Here is a 17,943-nt window from a genome sequence, read left to right as displayed (position 1 = left end):
CACGCGTCCGCGGCCGGGTTTCCGCAGATGAGGTGGTGCGCGTCAAATCCCCGCCGGTTTACGGGTCCGGTTCGGGGCGACGTCTTGACAGGCGCGGGGGACCCTCTATCCAATGAGACGGTACGGTACCGTACCGCGTCGGTCGGGGCCGGGAGCGCACGCCGCGATGCCCGGCGCGCGAGGACGTTCTGAGAGGGGCACGTCAGATGAAACAGTCAGCCGCCGTCACCCAGCAGGACCTGACGGCGCGGGCCGAGCAGCTCGTGCCCCGCCTGCGGGAGCGAGGAGCCGAGTCCGACCGCCTCGGGCAACTGCCCGAGGCGACCATCGCCGACTTCGAGGAAGGCGGCTTCCTCGGCGCGATGATGCCCAAGGAGGTGGGCGGCGGCGAGATCGATCTGCGGACGTTCGCCTCGATCGTGCGCAGCTTCGCCCGCGGGGACGCCTCCGCGGGCTGGATCGGCGGCTTCCTCATCAGCCACTCCTGGCTGATCGCCAAGTTCGGCGCCGAGGCCCGCGACGAGATCTTCGCCGGCCGCACCTGGGTGCCGGCGGCGGCAGCGGCGGCGCCGCCCGGACGGGCCGAGCGGGTGGCCGGCGGATACGAGATCACCGGCCGCTGGCGGTTCGCCTCCGGCATCATGCACTCCGAGTGGGTCGTCCTCATGGCGGTGGGCGACGAGGGCCCGCTCTCCTGCGCGGTGCCGGTCCACGAGGTCAAGATCCACAAGACCTGGGACGTGCCCGGGATGAAGGGCACGGGCAGCAACGACGTCGAGGCCATCAGGCTCTTCGTCCCCCACCACCGGGCGCTCGGCCTCGACGAGGCCAGCGGGGCGGACTGCCCCGGCGGGCGGCTGAACGACTATCCGCTGCTGCGCTACCCGATGCACCGGGTCCTGCCGATGATCCACCCGATCGTCGCGGTCGGCACCGCCGACGCCGCGCTCGAACTCTTCCGGGAGAACATCGGCAACCGCGTCCGCCCGCAGACCGGGGGACTCCTCGCGGACGAGGCGACCGTCCGGCAGGTGTACGGGGAGGCGGCGCAGCTCGTACGGACCGCGGGACTCGTCCTCGACGACGCCCTCGACCGCATCGTCGAGATCTACGATCCCGCGAGCCCGGGGGAGGCGACCCTCGAGAAGCGGGCCGAGCTCAACCTGGCCGTGACATACGCGGGTGTGACCGCCTTCGAGGCCGTCGACCTGCTGATCCGCGCCTCGGGCGCCGGCATCCACCGCACGGGCAACGCCCTGGACCGCATCTGCCGCGACACCCAGGTGATGCGGAACCACGGAATGCTCGACTGGAAGTACCAGGCGGCCGTCAACGGCGGGGTCCTGCTCGGCCGCGGCATCGGCGACCACAACGCGACCCTCTTCTGAACACCACCACTTGTCCGAGCGCCACCACCTGACGAAAGGAAACACGAGGACATGACCACCATGGAAGAGCTGGCTCTGCGCATGGACCGCATGGAGGCGGTACAGGCCTGTCAGAACGTGATGAGCACCTATCAGTACCTGCACTCGGCGTATCAGAACGCGGACATCGTGGACCTGTTCGCCGAACGCGACGACCTCGTGTGCAACATGCCCTTCGGCCGCTGGGAAGGCCCCGACGCGGCCCGGCGCTGCTTCGGCGTCATGTTCGAGAAGGAGCTCACGGCGCGGGACCGCAGCGGCGAACTCGTCGAGCACCACCTGACCACGCCGATCATCGAGGTCGCCGGCGACGGCATGACGGCGAAGGGCACCTGGTGGTCGCCCGGCCACGAGGTGCACAACTTCTTCTGGGTGGACGGCAGTCCGAAGATCGAGTTCTGGTACAACTGCCGCTACGAGATCGACTTCGTCAAGACCGAGAAGGGCTGGAAGTTCTGGCACCTCAACGTGCACCAGATCTTCTGCACCGAACAGGGCAAGACCATCTTCGACGGGCAGCCCGCCGAACCGCCCACCCCCAAGGGCTGGGGAGCCCCGGACGAGGAGTTCGCCTCCTCGACGACCTGGGCGCCGGACCGCGAGCCGCGTCTCGTTCCCGCACCGCCGAAGCCCTACCGGACGTACGGCGAGCCGGCCGCCGAAGGCTGAGCGCGCACCGGACCCACCCCGGCCGCCGACGGTCGGCGTCCGCCCGAGTTCCTCGGCGGACGCCGCCGCGGCGCCGCGTACCATCCAAGGGACCCACGAGGCAGAAGGAGGCACCGCCGACATGGCGAAACCAGCACGGCCCGGCCGGACCACTCGCCCCTGGCGCCCGGCGGACGACGACCCCCGGTCGGCGGAGATCCGTGCTGTGGCTCTCGAACTGGTGGCGCGCAAGGGGTACGACGAGGTCTCCATCGACGAGATCGCCGCCGAGGCCGCCGCGTCCAAGTCGACGATCTACCGGCGCTGGACGTCCAAGGCCGAGCTGGTGGTCGACGCCGTACGCCGCAACGCCCGGCAGTTCGAAGCGCCCGAGGACACCGGCACCCTCCGCGGCGACCTCCTCGCCCTGCTGGACACCGTGGCCGGTGAACTGAACCGGGACGCGGACCTGGTGATCGCCGTGGTGGCCGCGGCGCGGCGCGACGAGGAACTCATGCGCGTCGTGGGCGCGCAGCTGCGGGGACCCGGCCTCGCCGTCGGACGGCACCTGCTGGAGCGTGCGATCGCCCGGGGCGAGATCGCCGAGGGCGCCGACACCCTGCTGGTGGACGAGGTCGCGATGCCGATGCTGATGCACCAGGCGCTGCTCAAACAGCCCGTCGACAAGGACTACGTCGTGTTCGTCGTCGACGACGTCCTGCTGAAACTGCTGCGGCCGGTGGCGCCGTAGCAGAGATCCGCGCGCCGGCCTGCGGCGGTCACCGCTCAGAGGTCGGCGGCCCGAGGCGCGGTCCCGGAGTTGTCGGCGTGGCCGCTCCCGCGGTCCGGCAGGGCGCCGACCGGATCCGGTACGGCGGCACCGGGTGCGGGGGCGCGCCTGCTGCGGGGGACGAGTGTCGCCGCGAGGGTGGCCAGGGCCGCGGCCCCCGCCAGGAACCAGAACAGACGGGTGTAACCGGTGTCGGCGGGCAACGGGTGGGCCGTCGTGACGGTGGCGGCGAGCAGGCTCGCACCGATCCCGCTGCCGATCGCGCCGCCGATGGTGCGGATGTTGGCGTTCATGCCGGAGGCGACACCGGTCTGGCCCGCGGGCACGGCCTCGATGACGAGCCCGGCCATGGCCGAGAAGGCCAGGCCGAGGCCCGTCCCCGCCACGGTCACCGCGGTGCAGACCTGCCAGCTCTCGGTGTGCGCGACGGCGAGCAGCACGAACGGGGGGACGCTCAGCAGGCTGCCCGCGACCAGCAGGCCCCGGTAGCCCAGTCGTCCGCCGATCCGGCCGGCCAGCACATTGCCGGCGAAGGCCGCGGCGGACAGCGGCAGCATGTACAGGCCGGAGGCGGTGACGTCCGCGCTGAAGCCGTACCCGGCCACGGAACGGCGGGTCTGCAGCAGTTGCGGCATGAAGGTCGTGCAGGTGTACATGACCACGCCGAACAGCAGGGCGGACAGGTTGACGGTCCACACCGCGGGGGCGCGCATCATCCGCATGTCGATCAGCGGGTGGGCCGCGCGCAGCTCGGTGAGGATCCACAGCGGGACCAGGACGACCGTGGCGGCGAGCAGGCCGAGGACACCGGCCGAGTCCCAACCCCAGGACTGGCCTTCGCTCACCGCCAGCAGCAGCGTGACCAGCCAGGCCGCCAGCAGCAGCCCACCCGGACGGCTCACGCCGCCGGCGCCGCGTACCGGCGACGCGGGTACGAACACCAGGGTGGCGGCGGCCGCGGCGGCCGTGGCGATCATCGGGAACCAGAACAGCCAGTGGTAGTCGAGGTGACTCACGATCGGCCCCGCCAGTACCAGCCCGAGGCCGCCGCCCGCCGCGGTGAGCGACGCGATCACGCCGACGGCACCGCTCACCTTCGCGGAGGGGAACTCGTCGCGGACGATGCCGAACGACAGCGGGAGCACGGCACCGCCGGTGCCCTGGACGACCCTCGCGACGATCATCATGCCGATGCTGTGCGACAGCCCCGCGAGCAGTGAGCCGGTGGCCAGACCGAGGAGGGTGACGACGAGCATCCTCTCCTTGCCCACCACGTCGCCGACGCGGCCGAGGATCGGCGTGGCGACGGACGCCGCGAGCAGATAGCTGGTCATCAGCCAGGCGGTCGCCGACTCCGAACTGTGCAGGTGCGCCTGGATCGTCGGCAGCACCGGCGCGACCATCGACTGGAGCAGCGCGTAGGCGCCGACCGCGACCACCAGCACGGAGTAGGTGACGGTGTAGTGCGTACGTCCGGCCTTCACGGCCACGGCTGCTCCTTGCAAGGTGGTGAGGGGGTCGCGCCGGATGCTGCCGGTGTCACGGACGGTTCCGGGGGCGCTTGCGGGCGGTCGGCAGGGGGTGCGGGTCCTTGCCCCGCACCACGCGGTTGGAGACCTGTCCGATGCCCTGGACGGTGAGGGTGACCACGTCGCCCGGCTGGAGCGGGGGCGGCGTCTGGGAGCCGTTGATGCCCCACAGTTCGGCGAGGCAGCCGCCGTTGCCGCAGGTCCCGGAGCCGAGTACGTCTCCGGGGCGGACGACGGTGCCGCGGGAGGCGTAGGCGGCCATCTCCTCGAAGGTCCAGGACATGTTGGACAGCATGTCCTTGCCGACGACCTGGCCGTTGACTTCGGCGGTCAGCGCGAGGGCCAGGAAGCCTTCCTCGTCGCGGTAGGGCTCGAGTTCGTCGGCGGTGACGAGGTAGGGGCCGAGGGTGGTGGCGGTGTCCTTGCCCTTCGCGGGCCCGAGGCCGGCCTGCATCTCGCGGGTCTGGAGGTCACGGGCGGACCAGTCGTTGAAGACGGTGTAGCCGATGATGTGGTCGCGGGCCTGCTCGGGGGTGAGGTCCCTGCCCTCCGCGCCGATGACGGCGGCGACCTCGAGCTCGAAGTCGAGCAGGCTGCTGCCGGGCGGGACGGGGATGTCGTCGTGGGCGCCGACCGCCGAGTACGGGTTGGTGAAGTAGAACGTCGGGGCCGCGCGCCAGGCCTCCGGGACGTCCAGGGGCAGACCGGCCCGGCGCAGCATCCCCTCGCCGTGCTCCTCGAAGGTCACGAAGTCGCGCATCGCGCCGGGCTGGACCGGCGGGAGCAGGTGCACGTCCGCGGCCGCGGGCCCGGCGGGCTCGGCGAGGGCGGCCTGTCCGGCGTCGAGCAGGGCGGTGCGCCCGGCGCGGACCAGGTCCAGGAGCGAGACGTGGGCGGGCAGAGGGTGCAGCCGGTCGGCGCCGGAGGCGTCCGTGGAGACCGCGCCGCACCGGCGGATTCCGTCGTGTTCGTAGGTGGCGAAACGCATGACAGCTCCTGTGCTGACGGGGGTGGGCAGGACGCCGCGCGGGCCCGGCGGGGCCCGCACGGCGATTCCTGTGGGCGGTTCAGGCGGGCCGGCTGATCAGCTCGGAGATCCGCGCGGACAGGGCCGCCATGTCCCCCTGCTCATGGGCGAGATGCCACGCGGCGATCTGGTTGGAGGCGTCCACCACCGTCGTGGCGCGGGCGATCCTGCGCTCGTGGAAGGCGTCCCAGAGCGTGTCGTCGAGCCGGTCCGCGGCGAGCAGCAGTTCGGCCAGCACGGCGGCGTCCTCCAGCGCCTGGGCCGCGCCCTGCGCGAGGGTCGGCGGGCAGGTGTGGGCCGCGTCGCCGATCAGCACGATCCGGCCGCGGTTCCACGGCGCGGGGAGCACATGGGTCTCGAACCAGGTGTAGTTGAGCTGCGCGGCGTCGGTGATCAGCGGGCGGATCTCGTCCCACGGGCCGTGGTAGTGCTCCGCGAGGGCCCGGACGGTCGCCAGTTGCTCCTCCGGGGCGAGCGTCCAGCGGTCCTGGGCGTCCTCGACCAGGTAGGCGTACATCGAGTCCTCGCCCGTGGGGCAGAACCCGGCGATGTAGCACGGACCACCGTAGATCATCTCCGTGTGGGTGATCGAGGCCGGGCGCTGGATGAAGGCGCGCCAGATGCCCATGCCCACCGACCGGGTCTCCAGCTCGATGCCGAGGGCGCGGCGGGTCCAGGAACGGATGCCGTCGGCGCCCACGACCAGGTCGTAGCGGCCGGTCGTCCCGTCGGACAGGGTCACGTCGACGCCGTCCTCGTCCTGGTCGAACGCGGTGGGCGTGGTGCCGAAGTGGAGTTTCGCCCCGGCGTCCCGGGCACGGTCGAGCAGGATGCGGGCGAGTACCGGGCGGGACATGCCCATGCCGGAGGGCAGGTCCGGTCCGCCGGTGCGCTCGGTCTCCGCCTCCATGAGCAACGTCCCGGCCGGATCGGGCGCCCGGATGCCGAACAGGTCGGTCGGGTAACCGGCGTCGCGAACCGCCTCCCACACGCCGAGCTGCCGGAACACGCGCAGGGCGTTGCCCTGGAGGGTGATGCCGGAACCGAGCGCGGTGGGCGACTCCTTGACCTCGACGAGGTCGACGGAGACGCCGGATTCGGCGAGCAGGATGGCGGCCGCCGCCCCGGCGGCACCGCCGCCGATGACGAGGACCTTGCGTACGGCGGTCATCGGGGTTCTCCCAACGGACGGTCGGCCTCGGGCAGGCCGAGCAGGCGGGCGGCGTTGCCGCCGCGGACGGCCGCGACGGTCGCGGCGTCGAACCCGGCGGCCTCCAGCCGGTCGACGGGGTCCTCGACGCCCATGTCGAACGGGTAGTCGCTGCCGAGGGTCACCTGTCCGGCGCCCATGACGGAGACGAGGTGGCGCAGTTGCTCGGGGGTGTAGACGAGCGAGTCGACGAAGGTGCGCCGCAGCAGGGCGCTGGGTGGCTCGGTGGTGGTGCGCGCGTCGGCGCGGGCGTGCCAGGCGTGGTCGGCGCGTACGGCGTAACTGGCCAGGTAGCCGCCGCCGTGCGCGGACCAGATCCGCAAGTCCGGGTGACGTTCGAGGAGGCCGGAGTAGACGATCCGGGACAGGGCCAGCGAGGTCTCCACGGGGTTGCCCACGCTGTTGAACAGGTAGTAGGAGTTCAGGCGTTCACCCAGGGTGCAGCCCCAGGGATGGATGAGGACGGCGGCCCCCAACTCCTCGGCGGCGGCCCAGAATTCCTCCAGCGCCGGATCGTCCAGTTCGCGGCCGGGCCCGGCAGACGTGGAGATCTGCACGCCGCGCAGGCCGTACTCCCGTACGGCCGCCTCCAGTTGGGCCACGGCCTGCTTCGGGTGCTGGAGGGAGACGGTGCCGATGCCGAGCAGCCGCTCGGGGCGGCGGGCGCAGAAGGCGGCGACGGCCCCGTTGACGACGGTCGCGATGCGGTCGGCCAGCTCGGGCGGCGCCCACGTGTGCGGCAGCGGCATCGGGCTGACGGCCTGCACGTCGACGCGGGCGGCGTCCATGGCGGCGAGGCGCACGTCCAGGTCCATCAGCGGTGCGACGATCTCGCCCATGTGGGCGGCGTTGTAGGCCAGGGTGGCCGGCCCGAGGGAGGCCGCCTCGACGGCGCGCTGGGCGGCCAGGCCCGGCTCGTCGGCGATCAGCGTCTCCACCGCCGGCACACCGACGTGCGCGTGCACGTCGATCGTCAGCATGCCTCCTCCACGCACACGTTGGACTGTGCGCCCAGACCGGTGATCGAGCAGTCCATACGGTCGCCCGCCCGCAGCAGCCTGCCGTGCGCGAGGCCGTTGCCCGCCGGGCTGCCGGTGAGCACCAGGTCGCCGGGGAGCAGGGTGGCCACCTTCGAACAGTGCGCGATGATGGCGGCGGTGTCGAAGATCAGGTCCTTGGTCGACTCGTCCTGCATGACGTCGCCGTTGAGCCGCAGCGTGATCCGCAGGTCCGACGGGTCGGGGACGGCCGAACGGGGCACGAGCAGCGGCCCGGTGGGCAGGAACGTCGGCGCGTTCTTGCTCGCCAGCCAGTCCATGCCGAGCGCGCCCGCGTCCCGGCGTATCACCCGCTCCCGCAGGGTCAGGTCGTTGACGATCACCCACCCGGCCACGCACTCCAGCGCGTCCTCGGCGCTCACCCGCCGCGTGGGCCGGCCGATCACGGCGGCCAGTTCCAGCTCCCAGTCCGGCTGCTCGCCGTCGGCGGGCAGGACGACGTCGTCGTAGGGCCCGCAGATCGCGCTGGGCAGGCCGGTGAACACGAACGGCGGGAAGGCGAGGCGCTCGTCCATGTGCGCGGCCGCCTCGGCGCGCACCTCCTCGACGCTGCGCCCGTCGGAGCCGTCGTGGTGCGCGGCGACGAGGTCGATGACATGGGTGCGGTAGTTCGCCGCGCACTGGAAGATCTGCCGGGGTTCGACGGGAGAGTGCACGTGGAAGCCGGACAGCGGCTGCCAGGCGGCGGCGGTGTCGGCCGCCAACGCGGCCAGCACGGGCTCCAGTTCGTCCCAGCGGGCCAGGATGTCGGCGGTGCTGCGCGGGGATCCGAGCTCGGGGCGGTCCGACAGGTCCAGGGCACGGTCGTGCGCGACCAGGGCGGGCACGGTCGGGCCGCCCTCGGCGGACACCTGCGCCAGGGCCCATGTACCGGCGTGGTCGAATGAGTTCGGCACTGTGGATGACTCCTTGGTTCTGTGTTCTGCGGCGGTCGGCGGTCAGCGGACGGCGACGGGGTTGACCGGGGCTCCGGCCGCTCCGTAGAAGGGGATCGGGGGCGCGGCGAGGAAGAAGTCGTAGCGCCCGTCCTCGGCGCAGGCATCGGCCAGGTCGTCCAGGTTCCAGATCTCGCCGAGCAGCAGCCCGAGATGGGGGATGGCCACCTGGTGCAGCGGCTGGAAGGACGGGACGTCGAACTCGTTGGGCCGCACCTCGACGCCCCACGTGTCGGTGGCGATCGCGGCGATCTCGCTGCCGTGCAGCCAGCCGACGGTCTCGAAGGACAGCCCGGGGGCGTCGCCGCCGGCGAACGTTCCCCAGCCCTCGCGGCGGGCGCGGGTGAGCCGCCCGGTGCGTACCAGCAGGATGTCGCCCCGTCCCACGGCGGACGACGCACCCTGGGCCTCGATGGTCTCCTGGAGGTGGTGTGAGGTGATCGCGAAGCCGTCGGGCAGTTCGCCGTCCGTACCGAACATCCGGCCCACGTCCAGCAGGACACCGCGGCTCACCACGGGCTCGGCCATGGTGTGGATGCCGGTCACGGCGTCGCCCTGGTAGCTGGCGACGTTGCGGGCCTCGCGGCCGTTCCAGGCCCGTCCGCGGTCGAAGATGTGGCCGAGGCTGTCCCACTGGGTGGCGGCCTGGAGCGGCATGATGACGATGTCGTCGACGCCACCGCCGCCGTGTGGCGGGAACGGGACGTCGCCGGAGTCCTCGACGTGCAGTGCGCGCGCCGCCCAGATCGGGTTGGTGCGGCCGACGCCGTTCTGCGGTCCGTCCGGGCCGAACTCGATCGAGAGGCTGTAGGTGCGGCCGGTGCGGATCAGCCCGGCGGCCTGCTGCCGCTTGTCCTCGGTGATGAAGTTGACCGTGCCGTGCACGTCCTCCTCGCCCCAGCGGCCCCAGTTGCTGTGCGCGTCCGCCGCCGCGGCGATCGCCTCGCGAGGCTTGGTGCGGTCCCAACTCTCGTGGCTCGGGCTGGTGTTCGCGTCCTGGGATGCTGTGGTCATGGGTGGGAACCTCGCGTTCGTGGGGTCGGTCCGGGTGGAGCGAGTTCGTCTGTCGACAGGGACCGCGGAATGCTTTCGCGTCGGGCATGTGAATTCCGTGGCGAAAGGGCGGCCGCCCCCGGGTCCGCGGAATCGAAGTCCGCGCAATCGAAGTCCGCGGAAATGACTCCGCGGAATCGGGGCCACGGAAACGGATCTCGCTGGTCCGGAAATGCGAGAGGGGCTGTTCGACAGGCGCGTTACGTGCGTGTTTCGACTATGCAGGCAGGCGAACGCGGAGGGAAATCAGTGCTTTGTATAGGCGCATCGCCGGTGCCGATGCTCCTGGCGCCGCCGCGGACGAACCGGGCAGGGGAGGGGCGGCTTCGCCGGCGCATTCGGGCAGGTCGGATCCGTGGCCGGCGGGGAGGCCGGCCACGGTCGGAGGCAGGCATTCGCGGGGCCTGCCGTAGGGGAGGAGAGACTCAGGTCAGGCCGCGGGGCCCTTGGGTGATTCCAGGTCGAACTGCTCCTGCGCGAGGCGCCGGGCCGTGGCGGTGATCTGATCGCGCAGCCACAGGTGCCCGGGGTCGGCGGTGCGGGAGGGGTGCCACCAGAAGGTCTCCACCAGCTCGGGCGCGTCGAACGGGCAGGCGTGCAGATCCACCAGGAAGGCGTACTTGGCCGCCAGGCGCCGGGGCATCAGGGCGATCCGGTCGGAGTCGGTCACCAGGTGGGGAAGAGTCAGGAAGTCCTCGCCGATGATCTCGATGCGCGGGTCGACCCCGAGCCGGTGCAGCCGGTTCAGGGCGGGTGAGTGTCCGCCCTGGGAGTCGCCCATCACGGCCAGGGGACGCGTGGCCAGGTCCTCCATGGTGATGGCCGTGTCGTGCCCGACCGCGCTGATCACCACCCACTGGTCGGTGTAGAGGTCGATGGACGGAAAGCTGTCCCCGAACTCCTTCGCGGCGAGCACCCCGTCCGCCGCGGCGAGCCAGTCCGGCCGGGCCGCGAGTCCGGGCAGGTCGACCATCCTGAGCTGGAGATCGACGGACTGCTCGCGCAGGTCGTCCATGAGCGGACGGACGACGTTCAGGACGCCGTTGCCCGTCGACAGAAGCGTGTAGGCGCGGGGAGTCTCGGAGGTCCAGCGGGCCGCGAAGGCGTTCTCGACGGCCGAGACGGCGTCGGCGACCCGGCTCCGCAGCACCAGCCCGAACGGGGTGAGCTCGTAGCGGTTGCCCTCCCGCACGATCAGCTCGTCGTCGAAGTGCCGGCGCAGCCGCCGCAGCGCGTCGCTCATCGCCGGCTGGCTGAGCCCCAGCCGCTGGCCGGCCCGCGTGACGTGACGCTCGTCGAGCACCGCCTGCAGGGCGAAGAGAAGGTTGAGGTCCAGGTTCTGCAGCCGCATGTACTCCGCCCATCCCAATGATCCGCGATCGGTGTCGGCGGTCGCGGTGGGGTCACACTAGGCCTGGTCAGAGGCTATGGGAACCGTCCGCGTGGCATTTCGGTGCGGACTGGTGGAGGTGCCATCGGTGCGGCCGATGAGCCCATAGAGGGGGGCGATTCCCGGCACCTGGTACGGCGATCGACCGGGGCGCGGCCGAGCCCCGCAACCGGGCCGGCCGCGGGGCTCGTTCGACGGTGGCACGCGGCGGTCACCGGGGTGTCCCGGTCGCCGCGGTCGGGATCAGGCGAGGGCCTCGCCGGCCTCCCCGACCGGGCCGGCCGAGGCGGGCTCCGCGGCCGCGTCCGTCTCCTGCGCCGTGCGGCTCGGGGCGAGCAGCGAGACCAGCAACGTGACCAGCAGGATCGCCGCGCCGCCGAGGAGCACCAGCCGGTAGCCGGCGTCCAGGTAGAACGCGGTGCCCTGGACGACCTTGCTGTGGGCCGTCAGGATGGCGAAGCCCACCGCGCTGATCAGCGACATGAACACGTAGGTCAGCATCTGGAAGGCGCCACTGGCCTGCCCCTGCTCGCGCACGCTCACCGAGCCGAGGATGAGGACCGGGCCGGTCGCCACGACGATGCCCATGCCGATCTGCGCGAGGCACTGCGTCAGCACCAGTTGCGGCGCGGTGTGGTGCCAGGCGCCCATGAGTCCGAACCCGGCCGTGGCCAGGGCCAGGCCGGTCAGCCACAGCAGCCGCGGCGTGCTGTGCCGCAGCAGACGTCCGGCGAGGTAGCCGGCGAGGATCATGCACAGGTTCCAGCTCAGGCCGAGCTGCGCGTTGTGCATCGAACTCCAGCCCAGGCCGTCGGAGACGCCGGGGATGTGCGGGTACACCGCGAGCAGGACGGTGAAGCTGGCCATCATGAGCGCGGCGGCCTGGCCGATCGCGGCGACGGTGACGGCGACGGCGACCGGGCGGCGCGAGATCAGCCGCGGGTCGAGGATCGGGTGGCCGGCGGACCGCTCGACAAAGGCGAAGGCGACCAGCAGGACCACCGCGCCGGCGATCCAGCCGACGGTCTTCCCGCTGCCCCAGCCCCAGCTCTGGCCCTGGCCCAGGGCGTAGACCAGCGCGGCGAGACCGGCGCTCAGCGCGATGGCCCCGACCCAGTCGAACCCGGACTCCAGGTCGTGCCGCGGCGTCTCCGGGACCAGGGCGAGGACCATCACGAAGGCCACGGCCGTGCCGATGGCGATGAACCACAGGGCCGGGCGGAAGGAGAGACCCGTGATCAGCCGGCCCGCCAGGAACGGCCCGGCCAGGGCGATGACGCCCATGCTCGCGCCGAGCAGCGAGGTGGCCTGGCGCACCAGACGGGACGGGAACAGGTCGCGCACCGCGGGGAACGACAGCGCGGCGAAGACGCCGTAGAACCCGGCGATGCCGCGGCCGAGGATCAGCAGGCCGTAATTGCCGGCGACGGCGGCCAGCACGTCGCCGACGACGCCGAGGCCGACCATGACCAGCATGACGCGCCGCTTGCCGTAGCGGTCGCCGAGCTTCATCACGAACGGCAGCAGCGGGGTGGCGACGACGCTGGTGATGAGCGTGAACCAGACGATCTGCGTGGTCCGGAAGTGGACCGCGACCCCGGGGGCCGCGTTGTTGCTGATGATCGCGGCCAGAGTCAGCAACTGCGTCGGCCACATCAGCGCGACCAGCGTGCCTATCAGGCGCGGCGTCCAGCGCTCTGTGGTGTCGGAAGAATTCGCGGTGATCGAGGGGCTTGCGGACGTCGGTGTCACGAAGCCTCTCCCTTCTCGTGCAGAAACCGGGTGGGCTCTCGAAGAGGTGGGAGCTCGCGAGGGGCGTACGGCGAATCGACCGGCGCCGGTGCAGCGAGAGTGCACTGAATGTCGCGGTGACGGAATACGCCGGTGAATCAGCAGTTCGTATAGGGGTATCGCCCGAGCCGATGGAGGCGCCCTGGTGCGGTAGGTGGGGCCGTCCTGCCCTCGACCGATGCTCGGGCATCGGCCGCGGCGATGAGCGCATATCAACGCCTTGTTTCCCACGCCGATCCACTGACGGGATAGTCGAAACACACGGTTGACAACCGTCGGCAGGCGACGCCGGACTGCGCTCCGCGGCCGCCGACGGGCGCCACCCCCTGTCCGGAGGAAGACACCGCCATGCCCGCAGCGTGCGCGGGCGTCCTTCCGCCCCGTCCCGCACCCCTGATGTCCACCACCCCCGTTCCCCGGAGGACGAGATGAACAACCGCCTCATCACCCATCTGCGGCACGTGGACCTCGCGGTCCCCGACTTCCGCAAGCAGCTGGACTTCTACCAGAACATCTGGGGACTGGAACTGGTCGCCTCCGACACCGGGGTGGCCTTCCTGGCGGCCGTCGGCTCTCCCGAGCAGTACGTGGTACGACTGCGCGAGGCCGAGGCCAAGCGCATCGACCTGCTGGCCTTCGGCGCGGCCGACGCGGCCGACGTGGACGCCGTCGCCGCCAAGCTGGAGCTCGGCGACGTGAAGCTGATCTCCGAGCCCGGCCGCATCGACACACCCGGCGGCGGCTACGGCTTCCGCTTCTTCGACGTGGACGGCCGTGTCGTGGAGATCTCCTCCGACGTCGCCCCGCGCAAGCACCGCAAGGTCCAGCCGAAGGAGTCGGTGCCGGTGCGCCTTTCGCACGCGGTCGTCAACTCGGCGGACCCGGAGCGGACCGTGGCGTTCTACGAGCGCTTCCTCGACTTCGCGCTCAGCGACACCCTCAGCCACCCGCAGTTCGGCGGGGCCATGTACTTCATGCGGTGCAACCCGCAGCACCACAGCCTGGCCATCGGCCGTGGCCACCACGCCTCGCTGCACCATGTCTCGTTCGAGATGCGCGGCATCGACGAGTACCTGCGCGGCACCGGGCGTCTGCTGCGGGCCGGCACCGAACTGCTCTGGGGCCCGGGCCGCCACATGGCCGGCGACAACACCTTCAGCTACTTCCTCGACCCCAGCGCCAACGTCATGGAGTACACCACGGCGATGGAGGTGCTGGACGAGGACACCTGGCACCCGCACACCTTCGACTTCACCGAGCTGGAGGTGCAGGACCAGTGGGGGACGGCCAACTCGGTCGAGGACATGCTCGCCCGCTCGCCCCTGGACACCCCCGACCCGGTGTTCGTCGCCCCGCCCGTGTGACGCGCGCCCGGCGCGGGCGCCCGACCCGACTCGACCTCCAGGAAAGGAGCACGCACCTGATGCTGGTCGACATCTGCGACCGGCAGGAGTCGCGCAGGCGGTTCACGGTGGAAGGCGCCGGCCGCGTCCTCGCGGTGTTCTGGGACGTGGTGGCCGCCCGGCCGGTCGTGACCGACGGCCGGTGCCCCCACGCCGGAGCGCCCCTGCAGGACGGATGGCTGTACCACGGCGCCGTCGTCTGCCCCTGGCACCGGTACCGGTTCTCCCCGGAGGACGGTGCCTGCGAGAACACCGACGCCTACCGGCTCGCCGTGTACCCGGTGACCCTCACCGACGGGCGCTTCGTCGCGGAGGTGCCCGTCAACCCGCTGGGCACCGCCGCCTACCGCGCCGGCCGGATGTCCTCCCGGCAGGCGGCCGCCCGCTGCGCCCCCGCCTGCGCACCGCTTGTCGAGGAGGAGCAGTGACGTACCACCCGACCCTTGCAGCCGCGGCGCCCACGGTGCGCAGGATGCCCACCGCCTTCGGTCCGGCGTACGGCCCCCGCTGCATCCCGGCCGGCGTCGAGCCGCCCACCGGCCCGGAGCGCGTGTCGAGCATCGACATCGTCGCCGCCGCCGACGAGCGGAAGCTGCGCGCCCTGCTCCCCGACGGCGTGGAACTGGCCGAGGCGACGCTGCGCGTCCAGGCCGGGTGGTTCGAGAACCTGCGCTGGCTGGCGGGCCGCGGATACAACACCCTGGCCGCGCTGGTGCCCGCCGTCGTCCCCACCGAGGACGGTCCGGTGCGCGCCGACTTCCTCTGCGTGATGTGGGAGAACCTGGCCGACCCGATCATCACCGGCCGCGACGAACTGGGCTTCCCCAAGCTGTTCGCCGACATCGTCCGGCCCGACGTCGCCGCGCCCGGGTCGGAGCCGTTGAGCGTGCGGGCCTCCTGGCAGGAGACGGAGTTCTTCTCCCTCACCGTCGACGGCCTGCGCGAGGCCCCCGCGCCCGGCGTACGGCACCCGGTGGTCACCCACCGCTACCTGCCCTCGGCCGGGCACGCGGAGCCTCCGGAGGTGGACCACCTGACGATCAGCAACCCGGGCTCCGCCGACTCCGTCCGGATCCTCACCTCGCTGGCGGGCGAAGCCACCGTGTCCTTCACCGAAGTGACCTGGCAGCAGGTGCCGTTCCAGTTCCCGGTCGTCAACGGTCTCGCCGCACTGGGCATCAACGGCACCCACCCCGCGCAAGTGACCTGCGTCGAAGGCCACTTCACTGCCGCATCGAACCGGCGACTCGGCTGACGGACGGCGCCTCGCACCGTCCGTGCCGTCTGCCCGTCCAATGAGAGGTCAACGATGACCGTCGACGACCGGTACTGCACGCTCAGCCGTCGCGCGCTCGTCACCCGGCGGCTGGTGCGAGCCCTCCTGCACGGCGGTGGCTCCCTGTCCGGGCTCTCCTCCTGCCTGCTGCCACCCGACGTGATCAGGCGCTACGTCGACGAGGGCCTCCCGCCCCTCCACTCCCTGCGCCGCCGCGCCCGCCGGGGAATCACCGAGGCGGAGCGGTTCGCCAACGGCGGGTAGGCCATGCCCGCCCCCTCGCCGGAAGTTTCATGCGCCTGCAACGATCCGTTCCGGGCTCGGCTGGTAGACATGGCCGGGTGAGCATCCCCGTGCTGCTGTACCGCCGGTTGTACGTCGACCTGGCGCGCGTCGCCGCGTCGGCGTGTCCGCGCGTCTGACGTCGCCCGTACCCGACCACCGGGCGGCGACCCCGCGTGAGACCCCATGCCGGCAGCACACCGAGGGAGAGTCATGAGCACTGTCGCGAGCCACGAGATCCGACGGGCGGGACCGCGGTTCGGCGCGGAGGTGACCGGCGTCGACCTGAAGGCGGGAGTGGACGAGCGGACCGCCGAGGAACTGCGCCGCGCGTTCCTGGAGCACAAGGTGCTGGTCTTCCGTGACCAGCATCTGACCCCCGCTCAGCAGGTCGAGGCGGTACGCGTCTTCGCCGAACCCTTCGACCACCCGACCGCCGTGAAGGACCCCGCACACGCGCTGGTCTACCCCTACGACGTGCGCAGCACGGGCAAGGCCAGCACCTGGCACATCGGCGGTCTGTGGCGGCGGCCCGTCTTCGCGATCGAGTCGCTGACCTACGACGTCGTGCCCGAACTGGGCGGCCACACACTCTGGGCCGACCTCCAGGCGGCGTACGACGACCTGTCCGAGCCGTTCAGGACGCTGCTGGAATCGGTCGCCGCGGTCTACGACGCCAACGCGCGGAACTACGCGCAGGGCAGCAAGCGCACCTCGGTCGCCGAGACCGTCGAGCACCCGGTCGTGCTCGCGCACCCCGAGACCGGCCGCAAGGGGCTGTTCCTCAGCACCTCGGCGCTCCGGCTGACCGGCGTGACGCCCGCGGAGGGCAAGGTGCTCCTGGAGCATCTGCTGCGGCACGCGTCCTCGCCCGACTACACGATCCGCTTCGGCTGGCACCCGGGCGACTTCGTGCTCTGGGACAACCGCGCCACCTGGCACTACGCCGTGGACGACTACGGCGACGGCGCCCGCGCCTACCGCAAGGTCATCGGAGTGGAGCCGGTGCGCCGCCCCGCGGCCTGACCGGAACCGGTGAAGGCGCCCCCGTCAGCCAGGACTTGAGAGGAAACACCATGCCTGCCCACGTTCCCCGACGCAGCCTGTTCCGGGGCGTCTCCGCGGTGACCGTCGCCGCCGCTCTCGTCGGCGGGCTCGCCGCCTGCGGCGGTGACAGCGACGCCGTCGCCAAGACCGACGCCGCCGGTACGGTGACCATCGGCCGGCTCTCCAACGGCGCCGCCACCGAGACCACCCTGAAGGTGTCCGAGGTCGACTCGATCCGCGCCGAACTGCCCGACGCCGTAAGGAAGAGCGGCAAACTCGTGATCGGGCACGGCGTGCTGCCGTCCGGCTCCGCCCCGCTCGAATTCGTCGGCGGCGACCAGAAGACCCTCACCGGCTCCGAGGCCGACATCGGCCGCCTGGTCGCCGCGGTCCTCGGCCTCGAGCCGGAGGGCAGGAACTTCACCTGGGAGAACCTCTTCATCGGCATCGACAGCGGCAAGGTGGACGTGGCCTTCTCGAACGTCACCGACACCGAGGAGCGCAAGAAGAAGTACGAGTTCGCCTCGTACCGGCAGGACAACCTCGCCTTCGAGGTGCTGAAGTCCAGCACCTGGAAGTTCGACGGCGACTACGAGAACCTCGCCGGCAAGACCATCGAGGTCGGTTCCGGCACCAACCAGGAGCGCATCCTCCTCGCATGGCAGCGCAAGCTGAAGAGCGAGGGCAAGACGCTCACCATCAAGCACTACCCCGACAACAACGGCATCTACCTGGAGCTCGACAGCGGCAGGATCGACGCCCACTTCGGTCCCAACCCCACCATCTCCTATCACATCACCCAGACCGCGAAGACGACCCGCCCCACGGCCAACGCGGGCACGTTCTCCGGCGCCGGCGCCTCGCTCCAGGGCCTGATCGCGGCCACCGCCAAGAAGGACAGCGGTCTCGCCAAGCCGGTCGCCGACGCGATCAACTACCTGATCGAGCACGGCCAGTACGCCAAGTGGCTCGCCGCCTGGAACCTGTCCAACGAGGCCGTCGCCCACTCCGAGGTCGACCCGCCCGGACTGCCGCTCGACAACTCCTGACCGGCGACCGCGACATGGGCACCCCGGA

At 71.5% G+C, this 17,943-nt stretch carries 17 protein-coding genes; 9 read left to right on the top strand and 8 right to left on the bottom strand.

Annotated elements, in window-relative coordinates; translation table 11 throughout:
• Positions 1 to 206: 206 nt before the first annotated feature.
• The 3 genes from WN71_RS23410 (at position 207) to WN71_RS23400 (ending at position 2,826) form a co-directional block, all read left to right on the top strand.
• Positions 207 to 1,388 carry an acyl-CoA dehydrogenase family protein gene (locus WN71_RS23410; protein ID WP_052743007.1) on the top strand — a complete coding sequence of 394 codons (1,182 nt, stop codon included), beginning with the start codon at positions 207 to 209 and terminating at the stop codon, positions 1,386 to 1,388.
• 51 nt (positions 1,389 to 1,439) lie between these two features.
• Positions 1,440 to 2,096 carry a nuclear transport factor 2 family protein gene (locus tag WN71_RS23405; RefSeq protein WP_046584796.1) on the top strand — a complete coding sequence of 219 codons (657 nt, stop codon included), beginning with the start codon at positions 1,440 to 1,442 and terminating at the stop codon, positions 2,094 to 2,096.
• A gap of 121 nt (positions 2,097 to 2,217) precedes the next feature.
• Positions 2,218 to 2,826: a TetR/AcrR family transcriptional regulator gene (locus WN71_RS23400; RefSeq protein WP_046584797.1), complete on the top strand. Its 609-nt coding sequence runs from the start codon at positions 2,218 to 2,220 to the stop codon at positions 2,824 to 2,826.
• A gap of 35 nt (positions 2,827 to 2,861) precedes the next feature.
• On the opposite strand, the gene WN71_RS23395 is transcribed toward WN71_RS23400, so the two are convergent.
• The 8 genes from WN71_RS23395 to WN71_RS23360 form a co-directional block, all read right to left on the bottom strand.
• Complete coding sequence (locus WN71_RS23395; protein ID WP_046584798.1) at positions 2,862 to 4,355, bottom strand: MFS transporter; 1,494 nt, start codon at positions 4,353 to 4,355, stop codon at positions 2,862 to 2,864.
• A 49-nt stretch (positions 4,356 to 4,404) separates the two neighbouring features.
• Entirely contained in the window at positions 4,405 to 5,382 is a 978-nt protein-coding gene (locus tag WN71_RS23390) for a fumarylacetoacetate hydrolase family protein (RefSeq protein WP_046584799.1), read from the bottom strand.
• 79 nt (positions 5,383 to 5,461) lie between these two features.
• The gene (locus WN71_RS23385) at positions 5,462 to 6,592 is read right to left on the bottom strand and encodes an FAD-dependent monooxygenase (protein ID WP_046584800.1); all 1,131 of its coding nucleotides are present in this window, start codon (positions 6,590 to 6,592) and stop codon (positions 5,462 to 5,464) included.
• Positions 6,589 to 7,611: an amidohydrolase family protein gene (locus tag WN71_RS23380; protein WP_046584801.1), complete on the bottom strand. Its 1,023-nt coding sequence runs from the start codon at positions 7,609 to 7,611 to the stop codon at positions 6,589 to 6,591. The genes WN71_RS23385 and WN71_RS23380 overlap by 4 nt, the downstream gene beginning before the upstream one ends.
• A complete protein-coding gene (locus tag WN71_RS23375) occupies positions 7,605 to 8,585 on the bottom strand; it encodes a fumarylacetoacetate hydrolase family protein (protein WP_046584802.1) in 981 nt (326 codons plus the stop codon). The genes WN71_RS23380 and WN71_RS23375 overlap by 7 nt, the downstream gene beginning before the upstream one ends.
• Positions 8,586 to 8,627: 42 nt before the next feature.
• Complete coding sequence (locus WN71_RS23370; RefSeq protein ID WP_046584803.1) at positions 8,628 to 9,638, bottom strand: cyclase family protein; 1,011 nt, start codon at positions 9,636 to 9,638, stop codon at positions 8,628 to 8,630.
• 469 nt (positions 9,639 to 10,107) lie between these two features.
• The gene (locus tag WN71_RS23365; protein WP_046584804.1) at positions 10,108 to 11,028 is read right to left on the bottom strand and encodes a LysR family transcriptional regulator; all 921 of its coding nucleotides are present in this window, start codon (positions 11,026 to 11,028) and stop codon (positions 10,108 to 10,110) included.
• 282 nt (positions 11,029 to 11,310) lie between these two features.
• Positions 11,311 to 12,819 carry an MFS transporter gene (locus WN71_RS23360; RefSeq protein ID WP_240529724.1) on the bottom strand — a complete coding sequence of 503 codons (1,509 nt, stop codon included), beginning with the start codon at positions 12,817 to 12,819 and terminating at the stop codon, positions 11,311 to 11,313.
• A gap of 467 nt (positions 12,820 to 13,286) precedes the next feature.
• Here WN71_RS23360 and WN71_RS23355 point away from each other — a divergent pair, with 467 nt between their 5' ends.
• From WN71_RS23355 to WN71_RS23330, 6 genes are all read left to right on the top strand, one after another.
• Positions 13,287 to 14,222 (top strand): VOC family protein, encoded by a 936-nt coding sequence (locus WN71_RS23355; protein WP_046584806.1) that lies wholly within the window; start codon positions 13,287 to 13,289, stop codon positions 14,220 to 14,222.
• Between the two features lie 59 nt (positions 14,223 to 14,281).
• Positions 14,282 to 14,689, top strand: a complete 408-nt coding sequence (locus tag WN71_RS23350; protein WP_052743009.1) for a Rieske (2Fe-2S) protein — start codon at positions 14,282 to 14,284, stop codon at positions 14,687 to 14,689.
• Positions 14,686 to 15,516, top strand: a complete 831-nt coding sequence (locus WN71_RS23345; RefSeq protein ID WP_052743010.1) for an acetoacetate decarboxylase family protein — start codon at positions 14,686 to 14,688, stop codon at positions 15,514 to 15,516. The genes WN71_RS23350 and WN71_RS23345 overlap by 4 nt, the downstream gene beginning before the upstream one ends.
• 54 nt (positions 15,517 to 15,570) lie before the next feature.
• On the top strand, positions 15,571 to 15,801 hold the full coding sequence (locus WN71_RS23340) for a hypothetical protein (protein ID WP_046584807.1): 231 nt from the start codon (positions 15,571 to 15,573) through the stop codon (positions 15,799 to 15,801).
• A gap of 231 nt (positions 15,802 to 16,032) precedes the next feature.
• A complete protein-coding gene (locus tag WN71_RS23335; protein WP_046584808.1) occupies positions 16,033 to 16,845 on the top strand; it encodes a TauD/TfdA dioxygenase family protein in 813 nt (270 codons plus the stop codon).
• Between the two features lie 50 nt (positions 16,846 to 16,895).
• A complete protein-coding gene (locus tag WN71_RS23330) occupies positions 16,896 to 17,915 on the top strand; it encodes a transporter substrate-binding domain-containing protein (protein ID WP_046584809.1) in 1,020 nt (339 codons plus the stop codon).
• Positions 17,916 to 17,943 lie beyond the last annotated feature (28 nt).

The sequence above is a fragment of the Streptomyces mangrovisoli genome, assembly GCF_000974985.2.
Lineage (GTDB): Bacteria > Actinomycetota > Actinomycetes > Streptomycetales > Streptomycetaceae > Streptomyces > Streptomyces mangrovisoli.
Note: the sequence above shows the minus strand (reverse complement) of the source record. Positions and strands in the feature narration are given on the sequence as shown.